The 12,924-nt window shown below is 32.7% G+C and carries 17 protein-coding genes; 4 read left to right on the forward strand and 13 right to left on the reverse strand.

Annotated features, from left to right (window positions below):
• Position 1: 1 nt before the first annotated feature.
• Genes ACVC08_RS16010 through ACVC08_RS16055 form a run of 10 tightly spaced genes read right to left on the reverse strand, consistent with a single transcriptional unit; the run spans position 2 to position 7,840 of the window.
• Complete coding sequence (locus ACVC08_RS16010; protein ID WP_452598739.1) at positions 2–415, reverse strand: GPW/gp25 family protein; 414 nt, start codon at positions 413–415, stop codon at positions 2–4.
• Position 416: 1 nt separating this feature from the next.
• The gene (locus ACVC08_RS16015) at positions 417–707 is read right to left on the reverse strand and encodes a PAAR domain-containing protein (protein WP_452598740.1); all 291 of its coding nucleotides are present in this window, start codon (positions 705–707) and stop codon (positions 417–419) included.
• 5 nt (positions 708–712) lie between these two features.
• Positions 713–2,458 (reverse strand): type VI secretion system tip protein VgrG, encoded by a 1,746-nt coding sequence (gene vgrG, locus ACVC08_RS16020; RefSeq protein ID WP_452602803.1) that lies wholly within the window; start codon positions 2,456–2,458, stop codon positions 713–715.
• On the reverse strand, positions 2,459–3,145 hold the full coding sequence (locus ACVC08_RS16025; protein ID WP_452598742.1) for a CIS tube protein: 687 nt from the start codon (positions 3,143–3,145) through the stop codon (positions 2,459–2,461).
• 1 nt (position 3,146) lies between these two features.
• Positions 3,147–3,311: a DUF5908 family protein gene (locus ACVC08_RS16030; protein WP_452598743.1), complete on the reverse strand. Its 165-nt coding sequence runs from the start codon at positions 3,309–3,311 to the stop codon at positions 3,147–3,149.
• 3 nt (positions 3,312–3,314) lie between these two features.
• Positions 3,315–3,782 carry a phage tail protein gene (locus ACVC08_RS16035; RefSeq protein ID WP_452602804.1) on the reverse strand — a complete coding sequence of 156 codons (468 nt, stop codon included), beginning with the start codon at positions 3,780–3,782 and terminating at the stop codon, positions 3,315–3,317.
• Positions 3,782–4,225, reverse strand: coding sequence for a phage tail protein (locus ACVC08_RS16040; RefSeq protein WP_452598745.1), 444 nt, complete (start codon positions 4,223–4,225; stop codon positions 3,782–3,784). Before ACVC08_RS16040 ends, ACVC08_RS16035 begins: the two co-directional genes overlap by 1 nt.
• A gap of 37 nt (positions 4,226–4,262) precedes the next feature.
• On the reverse strand, positions 4,263–6,236 hold the full coding sequence (locus ACVC08_RS16045; RefSeq protein WP_452602805.1) for a phage tail sheath family protein: 1,974 nt from the start codon (positions 6,234–6,236) through the stop codon (positions 4,263–4,265).
• Positions 6,237–6,254: 18 nt separating this feature from the next.
• Positions 6,255–7,271, reverse strand: a complete 1,017-nt coding sequence (locus ACVC08_RS16050) for a hypothetical protein (RefSeq protein WP_452602806.1) — start codon at positions 7,269–7,271, stop codon at positions 6,255–6,257.
• A gap of 2 nt (positions 7,272–7,273) precedes the next feature.
• A complete protein-coding gene (locus ACVC08_RS16055) occupies positions 7,274–7,840 on the reverse strand; it encodes a DUF4255 domain-containing protein (RefSeq protein WP_452602807.1) in 567 nt (188 codons plus the stop codon).
• 358 nt (positions 7,841–8,198) lie between these two features.
• Here ACVC08_RS16055 and ACVC08_RS16060 point away from each other — a divergent pair, with 358 nt between their 5' ends.
• Complete coding sequence (locus ACVC08_RS16060; RefSeq protein WP_452602808.1) at positions 8,199–8,876, forward strand: hypothetical protein; 678 nt, start codon at positions 8,199–8,201, stop codon at positions 8,874–8,876.
• An 8-nt stretch (positions 8,877–8,884) separates the two neighbouring features.
• On the opposite strand, the gene ACVC08_RS16065 is transcribed toward ACVC08_RS16060, so the two are convergent.
• The 3 genes from ACVC08_RS16065 to ACVC08_RS16075 all read right to left on the reverse strand — a co-directional run bounded on the left by ACVC08_RS16065 (position 8,885) and on the right by ACVC08_RS16075 (position 10,624).
• Positions 8,885–9,349 (reverse strand): STM3941 family protein, encoded by a 465-nt coding sequence (locus tag ACVC08_RS16065; RefSeq protein WP_452602809.1) that lies wholly within the window; start codon positions 9,347–9,349, stop codon positions 8,885–8,887.
• 18 nt (positions 9,350–9,367) lie between these two features.
• The gene (locus ACVC08_RS16070; RefSeq protein ID WP_452602810.1) at positions 9,368–9,688 is read right to left on the reverse strand and encodes a YtxH domain-containing protein; all 321 of its coding nucleotides are present in this window, start codon (positions 9,686–9,688) and stop codon (positions 9,368–9,370) included.
• A 129-nt stretch (positions 9,689–9,817) separates the two neighbouring features.
• On the reverse strand, positions 9,818–10,624 hold the full coding sequence (locus ACVC08_RS16075) for a TerB family tellurite resistance protein (RefSeq protein WP_452602811.1): 807 nt from the start codon (positions 10,622–10,624) through the stop codon (positions 9,818–9,820).
• A gap of 214 nt (positions 10,625–10,838) precedes the next feature.
• On the opposite strand from ACVC08_RS16075, the gene ACVC08_RS16080 reads away from it, so the two are divergent.
• From ACVC08_RS16080 to ACVC08_RS16090, 3 genes are all read left to right on the forward strand, one after another.
• Positions 10,839–11,249, forward strand: a complete 411-nt coding sequence (locus ACVC08_RS16080) for a BrxA/BrxB family bacilliredoxin (protein WP_452599244.1) — start codon at positions 10,839–10,841, stop codon at positions 11,247–11,249.
• A 99-nt stretch (positions 11,250–11,348) separates the two neighbouring features.
• Positions 11,349–12,098 carry a lysophospholipid acyltransferase family protein gene (locus ACVC08_RS16085; RefSeq protein WP_452602812.1) on the forward strand — a complete coding sequence of 250 codons (750 nt, stop codon included), beginning with the start codon at positions 11,349–11,351 and terminating at the stop codon, positions 12,096–12,098.
• 31 nt (positions 12,099–12,129) lie between these two features.
• Complete coding sequence (locus ACVC08_RS16090) at positions 12,130–12,783, forward strand: HD domain-containing protein (protein ID WP_452602813.1); 654 nt, start codon at positions 12,130–12,132, stop codon at positions 12,781–12,783.
• Positions 12,784–12,924: the final 141 nt, after the last annotated feature.

Below are 12,924 nucleotides of genomic sequence, written 5' to 3' on the forward strand. Positions count from 1 at the left end.
ACTAATTAATATCTGTTCCTTCTTCTTTATAGAACGGGAATACTACGTTTGTTCTCGAATTTGTAGCTCTTATTCTATATTCTATTTCAATAATTAACTTTCCTTCTAAAGGATCGGATTCTGATATGTCTATTTTTATTACATCTATTCTTGGTTCGTGATAAAGTATTGCTGTCTTTATAAGCTCTGTTATATATGTAATTAGTGTTCGGTCTAAATTTTCGAATAATAATTCTTCAAGGTTGCAACCATACTCTGGTAACATTACACGTTCTCCTAAACGGGTTGTTAATAGAATGTGTAGACTACTTTTTATATCTTCTTCGTCAGAAATCATCTTCACACTTTTCTGCCCCATTTTAAATTCTGGAGGAAAACTCCATCCTACTCCTAAAAACGATTTTTTATTTTCCATTTTATCCTATTAAAACTGTTGGTTCTCCTAATACTATAGTGCCTCCATGTGCTGTAGAATCTCCTAATCTTGCCGCTGGTGCTCCTCCTATTAATACTGTTGTAGACCCTAATATTATAGAGTCTGGCGGCCCAACGCATGTTGCCATGTCACCTACTCTTGCTGCTGGTAAGCCTCCTATTAATACCGTTGGTTCTCCTGCTGGTAAAATTGGCCCGCCTACATGGGGTACAACTCCTGTTACCATTGGACATACATGCATGTCTGTTATTCTTGCTGCTGGTGCTCCCATAATTGTTAATTAATTTGTACTAGCGATCCTTTTAATACTGCAATTGCACTTGTTGATACTTCTGCTCCTGCCGAGCCTTCTGCTTTAAATTCTGCATTTGCTATAATGTTTACGTTGGTTCCTTCTATACTTACATCTCCTGATGCTTTTATACCTATATCTCCTGCACTTTCTAGCATTATCCCACTGTCATCTATAGTTATTACATTAGAGTTATCGTCTTCTATTATAATGGTTCCCGCATCTTCATCTAGTGAAATTACTTTTCCTGCTGGTGTAGAAATGTTTATTGATTTTTTATCGTCATCAAAAAGCACTTTCATTTCACTTCGTGTTACAAATCCTTTTTCATGGTTATCATCGCTTGCTGTTATAGGCGATGGTTTTGCACTACTATGTAACATGCCTAGCACTACAGCATCATTGGGATCTTGATTTATAAAGCCTATTATAACCTCATCTTCTATTTCTGGTCTAAAAAAGGCGCCTCTATTTTCTCCTGCGTCTAATGATGCGACTCTACACCAAATGCCTTGCTCTTCGTTATTAATTATTGGTATTTGTACTAATATGCGATCTTCTCCATCTGGGTCTTCTTCTAATTGAGACACTATGCCTATTTGCAAACCACTTATTGCTGGTAATAAGCCAGATGCTGGTTTTGCGCTCACCTCGTAAGTTTCTGAGTACCATTCTGGGTTTAAACCAAATTGCGCATCTACTAACCAGTTTCCATCTATAATTTTATGGCTTACTCCTGTGATGTAAACATTACCGTTAAAACGATCTCCTACGCCTTCTAGCTTTATTATTGTATTTGGTTTTACTGCTGGAATGCCTTGAAATTTCATTCTTCCTCTTACTTTCGCCAACTGTTGAAATAGCCATTTACCATCTGCCCAATCTTGCAATTCGGTATCTGTAACTGCTCCGCCGTGTCTTAATTCTAGATTTTCTAAGCCAATAACACTGTTTAAATCATCGTTAGATATGTTTCCATTTAATGCTACTGCTGGATCGCTTCCTTCTATTTCTATGAGCTCTTGATCTGCATGATTCCATCCATAGGATGATACTTTTTGTATTTGATGTCTTGCATCTATTTCTGCATCGAAATCTAATAGTGAAGCGCCAAAGGTTACGGTTTCTATTTCCGATTGTCCTACATCTGGTTTTGCAATAGTAATTTCTCCGTCTTCTACAAAACATAATTTTCCATTGGCTTGTGCTCTTACTACCATAAAATCCCAATCGGATGCGTTGTATTGTACTAATTCTGCATGTGTGTGAGTGGTTGCTTCTACTGAGCTTGACAGGCCATAATTACTTATTAATTCTTCTGCAATGTCACTGTCTTTACTATCATAAAAATAGTTGCTTTTTCTTCCTACAGTCATCTTTACTGCTTCGTCTTTGCATTCTATTATAAGCTGTGCTCCATTAGCTCTAATGCGTATATTATGCTTAATTACGATACCTTTAAAAATGGTTTCTTCGTCTGAGTGATACCCTGCTGTTATTTCTATAGCTTTACCCGGAATTAAGAACTCTTCGTTACTTAATTCGAAATCTCTTTTTGCTGCATTTCCATCTATTAAAACAATTTTAGCGGTTGGGATTCTATTAACCTCTTTGTTTACTACAATACTTTTTACTTCGTATATTTTTGAAAGTTCTTCGCCTTCTGTTAATATTTTAAAAGTAACTAAGTCTGCACTTTTTGAAGTTTGTATGACGCCGCTATTATTCATTTATGATTGTTTTGTTAATGGTGGAAAAAATAATTCTTGTCCTGCTTTTAGTTTTCTAAAATTTACTAAGTTGTTTACTCTTGCTACTTCTAAATAGTACTTAGAGTCTCCATAAATTCTATGGGTCATTAATGGCAAAGTATCTCCATCTTTTGCAACTCTGTAGTGTGTTAAGTCTGGCGATTGGTTATTTTCTCTTGCGGCTCTTAAGTTATCGTCTACCGATCCTCGTACTTTAATTTTTGCTACTGCTCGTATTGGTGTGCCATCTGGTGCGAACAGCTTAAATTCTATACTTAAATCTACTAGTGATCCTTTAAATAATAATGCTCCCCATCCAACTTGTAAATAGTATGGTTTATGCTCTTCTCCACTGTAATCGAAAACAATTTTTTTAAAAGCATCTATTTTATCTATAATGCCATCTTTTTTATTTGGTTCTCCATCTATAATACCTGTACTATCAAATAACAGCTCGAAATCTAATTCTTGTGGTGCTATTCTTAGAAAATTAGGTTGCTTTGTACTTGTGCCTTGCCCTTGTTGTTCTTCGTACTCTGGCTTGTATACAACAACATATTTGTCTGGGTTTACTAAAGTTGTAAACTCACCGCCATCTACTGGACTATTAAATTTTTCATCTGTATAGGCTTTTATTGTCAGTTTTTTTAATTCTCCTTCCCCCATTTTATCGTTCTTTTGCTTGCTCTAAAATTTCCATAACGCCTTCTATACAAGCTTCAATTATTGCTTTAGTACTTTTTTTATCATCAGACTTTCCACCTTTTGGACTTCCAGAAGGACCTTCATCTACATTAATTTTAATGTGCATTTCTTTAATTTCTATTGGCATTATTTATAGTATTTCGAAATAGTTATAGGATAGTTCTAATGTTTCAATAACAAACTTATTTTCTTCGGCATTAAAATCGCTTACATTCCATTTTACTGGAAACGCATTTTTTATATTCCATGAGCGTAAGGGTTTTGCTGTAGCCGATGTGGTAATGTCTCCTTCTTTAACTAGAAGGTTTACCATGATATCTAAGGGTTCAAAATTGTAATTTTCTAGTGCTTCTCTGCACCAATCGATTACTTTAGAGTCCACTATCATTCCACGCTTTAAAACTAAATTTGGATATTTAGTTTTAACTGGTAACTTGTACTTAAACCTATTCTCTCCACCTTCGGCAATCTCTTCGGTTTCCAAGTCTATAGATAGACCTGAAACCGATTGAAATTGATTGTCCTTAGTATTTTCATCGCTTCCTAATGAAAACTCTACCGAAAAATAAAACCCTACTGGTGGAAAATACTTTGCCATTATAGTATTGTTAACTTGTTAACAGAGAATACTGCTGTTTCTATTGCTATTTCGTTAGCATCTGCTTTTAGGTCTGTAGATTGTATTTTCTTAATAAAAGCTCCCGATGCTAACCAAGACATTACTGGGTTACCGTCTTCTCCTAATAAACTTATTGTTAAGTCTCCTCGGTATTGCTCTCCATTTTCTTGGAAATAAACTGTTTTAGCCCATTGTGTATAAAACTCTTTTGTTTTACCCACAAAGGTTCCTCTTTTAAGGGTAATGTCTGCGTATTTAAACATCCCTGCTTGCTTTCGTTTGTGGAACTCGCTATCTGCTCCTCCTCTATATTCTATGGGTTCGTTTTCAAAATCTAACCCTGAAACTTCAGTACAGTTAAATTCTGCACCTCCAAAGTCTACTTTAAAATAAAACTTTGATATTGGATATTCTGTTGCCATGATTTATATGCTTTTTTAAATTATTTAATAATGTTAATTATGCTTCTTGCATTTTATGAGAGAATTTTAATACAATAAACTCTGCTGGTCTAACGGCTGCCATACCTATCTCTACAATCATATTTCCTTCTAAAATATCTTGCGCTGTCATTGTTTCTCCTAAACCAATGTTTACGTAAAATGCAGATTCTGGTGTTGGTCCTGCAAGTGCTCCTGCTCTCCATTGTAAAGTCAAGAAGTTGTTTATCATTGCTTTTATCCTTACCCATGTGTTAGCATCGTTTGGCTCGAAAACAAATTGCTCTGTTGCTTTTTTAACAGATTCTTCTACCATGTTAAAGAAACGTCTTACTGGTACGTAACGCCATTCGTTATCGTTTCCTGCCAAAGTTCTTGCTCCCCATACTAATACGCCTTTTCCTGTAAAGCTTCTAATAGCATTAATAGATTTTCCTGCTACGGTGTCTACATTAAGGTCTTTTTGGTCATCGTGAGATACTTGTACAGATGGCTTTACTGTGTATGTAACGCCAACATTTGCTGGTGCTTTCCATACGCCTCTATCTGTATCTACTCTTGCATATATTCCTGCCATTGCCGAACTAGGTGGTAGTTTTATTGGCATAGAATTTATTTCTGCTTTTATACGATTATAGGTTTGATCGTCTTCATCCTTTAATACGTTTAATTTTTTTACAACTGCACTTCCGCTAGATGTTGGTAATGCAGAAATAAGATCTCTTAATTCTCCTGCTCCAGTATCGTCTAACTTATCTACTTTATCTGTTATAGCATCTGCTGCTACATTATCGTCGTGTGTTCCTAATACACGTTGTAATGATGGATTATTTGTTGCTGATGCTGTTAAATAGTCTACTTCCTTAATTAAGGTTGCTTTAGTAGTATCGGCATTTAATCGATCTATTGTTTTGTTTAAATCTAGATTTAATTGTTCTAAAACATTGGTTATCCATGTATCTAAAGCATTAGCTTGGGTTGCTGCTGTTGGTTCCTCACTAGCAATGGTTAATGCATCATTAAGCTGCCCTTTTACTTTGTCTACTTCTGCTTTTACTTCATTTATTTTAGATATAAATGATGGAATCATAGCTACTGCATCTGTATCTTGACTAGGTCCTGCAGGAATAGCATTAACATCGTCTGCTAATGTTTTTAGCTCTGTTATTAAATTTCCTAAATTATTGGTTTTAGTTTTTGCCGAAATATTAATTACTTCTGCTTGTAGGTTTCTAGGTGCTGTTGTACTAATGGTTACATCTATTGCTGTTTCATCATACCTGTAATCTAGAATAGTTTCTAAAAACGGATAGTAGGCCGCTCCATATTTTAAGTAATCTTTTCCTAAAGAAATTCCATTTCTTAATCCTGCATCTGGTAGAATGTCTGGATCTGCTGGTACTTTATTTGCAAATGGCAAATCTGAGTATGTGTCTATAATTGTAAAACGATCTTGTAATTCGTTACACTGTGTTAATGCATCTCCATATACGGCATAAAAATCATCGTAATCTGCCAATGATGTAGCATCTGGAAAAACCAATAATGTTGGCTCGTCTACTTTTCTAATTTCGGCAAGACCGTTATCTAAAGGGCCTTTTGTAACAGAAGATACTTTATTAACTTCTCCTTCTCCATATTGTCCTACAGATGTAATGTAACATGGCCCTCCTCCATTAGCAAAATATAACTGTAATGAATAGTACATTAAAAATGGAGATTTGTTTGCTGCCGATGGTGGTGTTGCTGCCACAACGCCATCTATTACATTTACTGTAATATCTGTTTCTGCTTTTGCCAAACCAAAATGATTTTCGTACTCCAACATAGAAGTAATACGTGTTGGCCTTTCATGTAAATCGCCAGTAACTTTTCTAATAGCTGTTTCCGTATACCCTATAAAGGCCGGAATAGCTGTTTCTACTTGAGCTACAGAAGGCGGAAACTTTACAATCTCCTCTATGTAAACTCCTGGTGTTTTGTAAGATGTCATAATTTTTAATATTTAATTTTAAATGAATACTTCTGAATAATATTTATTATTCTCTTTTTTAATAATCTCTGCTGTTGGATTTGGAAATTTATAATCGCTAGGATTTGTAGTTGGAGGGTCTAGTCCTGCTGGTAAAAAATCTGAGCTATTAATTTCTACATAGCCATTTTTAGAGGACCATTTTTTATTTTTAGTTGTTAATGTTGCTCCATCTGATAGGCTAATGAATCTCCAAAATGTTCTCTTATTTATAAAACTGATTATAAAGTTTGGATGTTCATTTATTGCGTATTGCTTTAGCCCTTCAAAAATTAATAAGTCTTGTGTATTATCGTCTCCTTTTATGGTTAGCCTTACGTAGCCCACTACGCCTTTTTTCTTTCGTTTTTTTATAATAGTATCCAGAAGGCTATTTACTGCGCTTGTTTTTTCACCATTAGTTAAGGTATCATCGGTTTCAATAGTATTAATTTCGTTTACTATAGAGAATTGATCTGTAATTAATTCATCTTCTTCTGCTATAGCTCTTATTAATGTTCTTGTAGATACTTCTTTAAGTAAAAAATTAGAGTCTATTTTACCATCTCCATTTTCAAAAAGGGTTTCAAAACTATTAGATTCTCCTGCTGGTTTTTTATTAGTAAACAAGTACATTCTATCATTATCAAGACCTGTACTTTGGGTATAGTTATAAAAGTATGGGTCTACAGCTTTTAGCTCGAAGGTTAATGTTAACTCGTCTCCTAATTTTATTATTGGCGCAAATTTATCTTGCACTTCTTCTATAGTACTCATTAATACTCTAAAACCTTGTTTATCTTTTTTATAGAGCATACGGTGGTTTTTTAGTATTTCTGTGGTTGCTGCAGTTGGAGAAACTATAAGGTACTTTGAAAAGTCATATTTTTTTAATGCTTCTTCTTTCTCTTCATCACTCATTGCATTATTGTTATTGGAGGTAAGGAACTTTTCTTGTCCATTATCCAAAAAATAACCGTGGTGAATGTTTATATTAAATAGTGTTTTATACTGCATACCTAGTTATTATTTAAATCATTACTAAGTCCAGAAATAACTGTTCCTTTTTTAAGAGTAACTTCTCTTTCTATTTCTATTAGAGATACTTTATAGATTGCAGATGGATATTGTTTTCCTCCTAATGTTCCCCATATATAATTAAGCTCTTCAAACGATGGGGTAAACAAGTCCACCAAAAACCTAAAATTATTAACATTACTTAATTCACCTTCTCTTAAAAATGTAGTATTCTCTTGTGTAAACACCCGTTTTCCTTGAAAGTACTGCATTACTTTAGAGATGCTTTTTAAGGACTCTGTATAAGTAGAATTATTAGCACTGAATAGTACATACAGGTTTAAATTAATTTTAGGGTTTTTATAATTTACTTCTGTACCGTTAATTTGATTGTTGGAGTGATTTTTTAGTGTATACTCTTCTTTCATATTAAGTAGTGTAAGGATAACACCACTAGAATCTCCTTCTCCTTCTTGCTCTATATTAGCAATGTTCTCTAAAGAGACCGTACTTACTTCAAAGTAATCGTTTATTTCTTCGGTTATAATCTGTAAGATTTCAAAAATCATTGAACAGAATTTTTATGGATTAATAGCTTTAATTGCGAGAATTAAAAGTACTTCCACTATTTATATTAATAGCAGGTTAAAAAACCTATTTATAGAAAGTTGAAAGACCTATTTTTTTACAGGAAAAACACTGTTTTTATTTTTACACACAATATTGTTGCATTTTTTGCAGAGATAGATGTGCTCTTAAAAAAACAGAATTCTTGTTCTTTTGAAACTGTAAATAGGTTAAAAAATGTATTTTTGAAGGAAGTTTCTATGGAACAAATTATGTAAACCTAAATATTTTAAGGTATTATTCATAACTCATTTTTATAAAACAAAACTAGACATGTAAGTTTTTAAATAACTTAATTGCATGAATAAAATAACAGAAATATATCCAGTCATTGAAATGAGTCCCTGGCGTGTAAATGAAAATGCAAATTTAAAAACTGGCGAAGATTATGAAAAATTCGCATTAGGTGTTTTTAATGACGCAGGAATTAAAAATATTAATAGACTAGATAAATACGCTTATAGTTCTATTATTGTTTCAGACATTAATGATGAGGATTTAAGTGTACTCATTAAAAAAGAACTTCAAGATGCAGAGATCTCAAAATACCAACTAGAAAATGTTTGCGATTTTGAAGGCGGATTAGTTATAAGATTTGAAAATGGAGAAGTTATTAACCATAGTTGTTGTGGCAGTCTTTCTAACTATAAAAATTGGTTAGAATTAATAAAAGACAAACCTAAATACTGGAAAGAAATTTGGATAGGACATCCTTGGATTTATGGTAAAGTAATAGAGAATAAAATTTTACTATCAAACCCATTAGACGAAACTAATCCTAAACCCAAAGAAAATGATGCTAAATTTGAAATTGATTTTTTAGATTTTAAAAACAAACTATTAGATGCAATTAACGATTTGGCTCTTTTAAAAAAACGAATTCGGACAATTCTTCTTAACGAGAGGAATCAATTTGCAAATGAATTACCTGAATTACTTATTGAGAATGAATTAAAAATGAATCCTAAAAACGTATAATTATATACTTAAGATTTGCTTCTTTTTTTATAATCTACCATTAACGCCATAAGTTTATCTGTAGAAATATTATAGGTTGACTGGAATGCTCCTTCGTTTCCAGACAAAAATTTAGATACTTTTTTTCCTGCATTCCATTTTTTATGCTCATCTGTGTAATTATAAAAAATCATTTTATTTCCACTAATATAGCCTTGTCTGAAATCTTTAACTTCAGGCCATTTTGTAAAATGAGCACGAAACAAGCTTTTAACTTCAAATCCTTCTTCATTTAATTTTATATATGAAGCATTAGGGTAAAATTGAATTAAAGACACAATAACTCCAAGTCCAAAAAAAGTAATTACTAACCACCCAAAAAATGGCTTATCTTTTAATGCCATAATTCCTAATGCAACAAAAGCAGAACAAACCAGAAGCAAGATTAAGTTACTCCATTGCTTTGGTCTAAATATCTTATGCTGGTTTTTCATAACGAGATACAATAATAATTAACTCATTTTTTGTAGTGTTTTATTCTTTTCTTTTAAAATAGCTAATTGCTTTTCTAAAAATGTAATGGCTTGTTCTGTTTTATAACTTGTTTTAGAGGCTAAATCTTCCATTTCCTGCTTAAGTTTCTCTTTCCCAGAAACTGCTGCTTTAGATAAATCGTCTTTTACCTCATTAAAATCTTTTACTAGTTTATCTTTTACATCCTTACCTTCTTTTTTAAGGGTATCTCGGGTAACACTTCCTTTTTCTGGTGCAAGCATTACACCAATTCCTGCGCCTATTAATACGCCTAATACTAAAGCTCCTTTATGAATCATGTTTTATTTTTTATACAATTAAACTTCTTTTACTTATATGTATCAAAATCCGTTTTTTTGTTACACACACAAAGTCAATGACTTAAAAAAACATTATTGGTTAAGTACTATGGAAGGTTTCTGTCGCTATTAAAAGCCACGTTCCTTTTGTAATCTCTCATATGCTTTTTGTACTTCTCTAAATTTAGCTTCTGCTCCTTTTTTATGCTCTTCTCCTAAATGTTCAACTTTATCTGGGTGGTATTTTTTAACCATCTTTCTGTAAGCACGTTTAATTTCGTCTGGCGTTGCTTTTTTATCTATTTCTAATATTTTGTAGGCATTGTCTGCACTGTTGTAAAACATTGCTTTTATACTTTCGTAATCTCTAGAGCTAATTCCTAAATACCCAGCAATGGTATATATTTGGCGCACCTCATCTTCTGTAACCATTTCATCTGCTTTAGCAATACCAAATAAAAAGTGTAACAACTGTAAACGCGATGCATGATCCATCATTTGTTGAATTTGTTTGCAAACCTGACGGGTAGGTATATTTTTTTGCGTGTTTATTTCTTTAAATAATCTAAAGGCATTATTAGCGCGTTCTTTACCATACATGTTTACAAATTGCTGACGCACATAATCTAACTCACGCTGATCTTGTTTTCCATCTGCTTTAATAACTATTGAGGCTAGTATAAGTAAACTTACTTCAAAATCTCCAGGTTTTGTTTGAGACCGACGTTGTGTTTGCGATCTATAATTAGGTCTATTTCTAGAACTACGTCGTTGTCCATACTCTGGTCTACTAGTTCTAGGCTGCCCTTCTCCTATATATTTATCTCCTGAAGAAAACGCATCTCCTAAACTCCCTAATGCTAAACCTATTATTGCTCCTATTGGCCCTCCAAAAGACCAACCTATTGTAGCACCTATCCATTTTAATGCACCCATTTATGTATAATTATGTTCTGTCTGTAAATATAATATTTTGTTTGTTGTTGCTTTTATGTTTTTGTTACGATTTGTAACTATAAATATTAAAAAACTAAACTATAGACTGACCTTATGACACCATAAAAGTTATAATGCAACATATAAATAAGTATTGCATGGTTTTTGATTAACTTTGCATAGTTAGAATTAATAAACATAAAATATAGAAAATATGTATCCAGCAGAATTAGTAAAACCTATGCGTGAAGATTTAACAAATGTAGGTTTCCAAGAATTACATACAGCAGATGCTGTTGATGCTGCTATAGCAAAAGAAGGAACAACTCTTGTTGTTGTTAATTCTGTTTGCGGATGTGCAGCTGCCAATGCAAGGCCTGGTGCGATAATGAGTACTAAAAATGCAAAATCTCCTAATAATTTAGTAACTGTTTTTGCAGGAGTAGATAGAGAAGCTACTGATAAAGCAAGAGCACATATGGTACCTTTTCCACCAAGTTCGCCAAGTATTGCTTTATTTAAAGATGGACAATTAGTACACATGTTAGAGCGTCATCATATTGAAGGACGTCCGGCAGAATTAATTGCAGAAAACCTTAAGGATGCTTATAACGAGCATTGCTAATATTATAATTAGCATTAAAAATATTAAACCACTACATTGTTTTTGTAGTGGTTTTTTTATGTGTATTTTTGACAATACAAGCAGGTATACCATATTGCAATGATGAAATTATTAGCTTATCCTTTAACTATTATTTATTTTATATTTTTTGGATTAACACTTTTAGTGTTTCATCCTATTCAATGGTTTTGTTTCAATGTTTTTGGTTATCAAGCTCATAAAGTAAGTGTCGATTGGCTTCAGTTTTTTTTAATGCGTTGCCTTAATATCTTAGGTTCTAGATACACTTTTAATAATCCTTATACTATTTCTACAAAACAGCCACTTATTATAGTTGCTAATCACCAAAGTATGAGTGATATTCCTTCTTTAATATGGTTTTTTAGAAAACACCACGTTAAGTTTGTTAGTAAAAAAGAGTTAGGTAAAGGTATACCAAGTGTCTCCTATAATTTACGTCATGGCGGATCTGCATTAATAGATAGAAAAAATCCAAGAGAAGCTATTATAGCTATTAAAAATTTCGCAGAATATATTGCAGAAACTAATCGTGCTGCTGTTATTTTTCCTGAAGGTACAAGAAGCCGAGATGGTGTCCCTAAAAAATTTCACACTAAGGGGTTAGAAACTCTTATTAAATATATTCCTAATGCTTTAATTGTTCCTGTATCTATAAATAACTCATGGAAAACGTTAAAGTACGGTAAGTTTCCTATGGGATTGGGTGCGCATTTAAAGTTTAAAGTACACCAACCTATAAAAGCTAGTGATTTTGAAACCAAAGTTCTTTTAGACAATTTAGAACAGACCATTAAGGACGCTATTGTTGTTGAAAACGCTATTAAATAACCTTTTAATTTTTCCTTTTTTAATACTTAATATGACGACAGATTTTTATATTTCCAAAACAATAACTTTTGTAAAAGAACAACTAAAAGGTGCCGAAGGTGGTCACGATTGGTTTCATATAGAGCGTGTTTATAACAATGCAATGCTTATTGCAAAAAATGAAAATGTAGATGTTTTAGTTGTTGCTCTTGGAGCCTTATTACATGATATTGCAGACAGTAAATTTCATGATGGTGATGAAACTGTAGGTTCTAAAGTGGCTAGAGAGTTTTTATTTAGTATTAATGCAGACTCTACAGTTATTGAGCATGTTATACAAATTATTGAAAACATCTCTTTTAAAGGTGGTAATGTGGCACAAAAATTTAAATCTCTAGAGTTAGATGTTGTACAAGATGCCGATCGTTTAGATGCTATTGGAGCTATTGGTATAGCTCGTGCTTTTAATTATGGAGGCTTTAAAAACAGGACTATTTACGATCCTGAGATTAAACCTAATCTTACCATGACGAAAGCGGAATATAAAGCTTCAACGGCTCCTACTATTAATCATTTTTACGAGAAATTATTGCTTTTAAAAGATAGAATGAATACTAAATCTGGTAAAAAAATAGCTTTAGAGAGACACCAATATATGCTTGGGTTTTTAGAGCAGTTTTATGCAGAATGGAATGGTAAAAAATAATATTATAACACTTCTCGATACTATTTGTTCGTTCCTCGCAAATCACTGCTTTAGATTTGTTTTTCTATTTAATTTTTATCAAATTATCATTTCTAGTGCTTCTACAAAAGAGAAGTGTGTCGACAAGTTTTAAATATAATA

The organism is Pontimicrobium sp. MEBiC06410 (genome assembly GCF_053601615.1).

What these genes read in the sequence shown, in the direction of transcription:
- ACVC08_RS16015 (WP_452598740.1), bottom strand. Translation starts at nt 707, where the DNA reads ATGGGAGCACCAGCAGCAAGAATAACAGACATGCATGTATGTCCAATG.
- ACVC08_RS16070 (WP_452602810.1), bottom strand. Translation starts at nt 9,688, where the DNA reads ATGATTCATAAAGGAGCTTTAGTATTAGGCGTATTAATAGGCGCAGGA.
- ACVC08_RS16055 (WP_452602807.1), bottom strand. Translation starts at nt 7,840, where the DNA reads ATGATTTTTGAAATCTTACAGATTATAACCGAAGAAATAAACGATTAC.
- ACVC08_RS16040 (WP_452598745.1), bottom strand. Translation starts at nt 4,225, where the DNA reads ATGGCAACAGAATATCCAATATCAAAGTTTTATTTTAAAGTAGACTTT.
- ACVC08_RS16065 (WP_452602809.1), bottom strand. Translation starts at nt 9,349, where the DNA reads ATGAAAAACCAGCATAAGATATTTAGACCAAAGCAATGGAGTAACTTA.
- ACVC08_RS16050 (WP_452602806.1), bottom strand. Translation starts at nt 7,271, where the DNA reads ATGCAGTATAAAACACTATTTAATATAAACATTCACCACGGTTATTTT.
- ACVC08_RS16035 (WP_452602804.1), bottom strand. Translation starts at nt 3,782, where the DNA reads ATGGCAAAGTATTTTCCACCAGTAGGGTTTTATTTTTCGGTAGAGTTT.
- ACVC08_RS16080 (WP_452599244.1), top strand. Translation starts at nt 10,839, where the DNA reads ATGTATCCAGCAGAATTAGTAAAACCTATGCGTGAAGATTTAACAAAT.
- ACVC08_RS16075 (WP_452602811.1), bottom strand. Translation starts at nt 10,624, where the DNA reads ATGGGTGCATTAAAATGGATAGGTGCTACAATAGGTTGGTCTTTTGGA.
- ACVC08_RS16090 (WP_452602813.1), top strand. Translation starts at nt 12,130, where the DNA reads ATGACGACAGATTTTTATATTTCCAAAACAATAACTTTTGTAAAAGAA.
- ACVC08_RS16010 (WP_452598739.1), bottom strand. Translation starts at nt 415, where the DNA reads ATGGAAAATAAAAAATCGTTTTTAGGAGTAGGATGGAGTTTTCCTCCA.
- ACVC08_RS16060 (WP_452602808.1), top strand. Translation starts at nt 8,199, where the DNA reads ATGAATAAAATAACAGAAATATATCCAGTCATTGAAATGAGTCCCTGG.
- ACVC08_RS16025 (WP_452598742.1), bottom strand. Translation starts at nt 3,145, where the DNA reads ATGGGGGAAGGAGAATTAAAAAAACTGACAATAAAAGCCTATACAGAT.
- ACVC08_RS16045 (WP_452602805.1), bottom strand. Translation starts at nt 6,236, where the DNA reads ATGACATCTTACAAAACACCAGGAGTTTACATAGAGGAGATTGTAAAG.
- vgrG (WP_452602803.1), bottom strand. Translation starts at nt 2,458, where the DNA reads ATGAATAATAGCGGCGTCATACAAACTTCAAAAAGTGCAGACTTAGTT.
- ACVC08_RS16030 (WP_452598743.1), bottom strand. Translation starts at nt 3,311, where the DNA reads ATGCCAATAGAAATTAAAGAAATGCACATTAAAATTAATGTAGATGAA.
- ACVC08_RS16085 (WP_452602812.1), top strand. Translation starts at nt 11,349, where the DNA reads ATGATGAAATTATTAGCTTATCCTTTAACTATTATTTATTTTATATTT.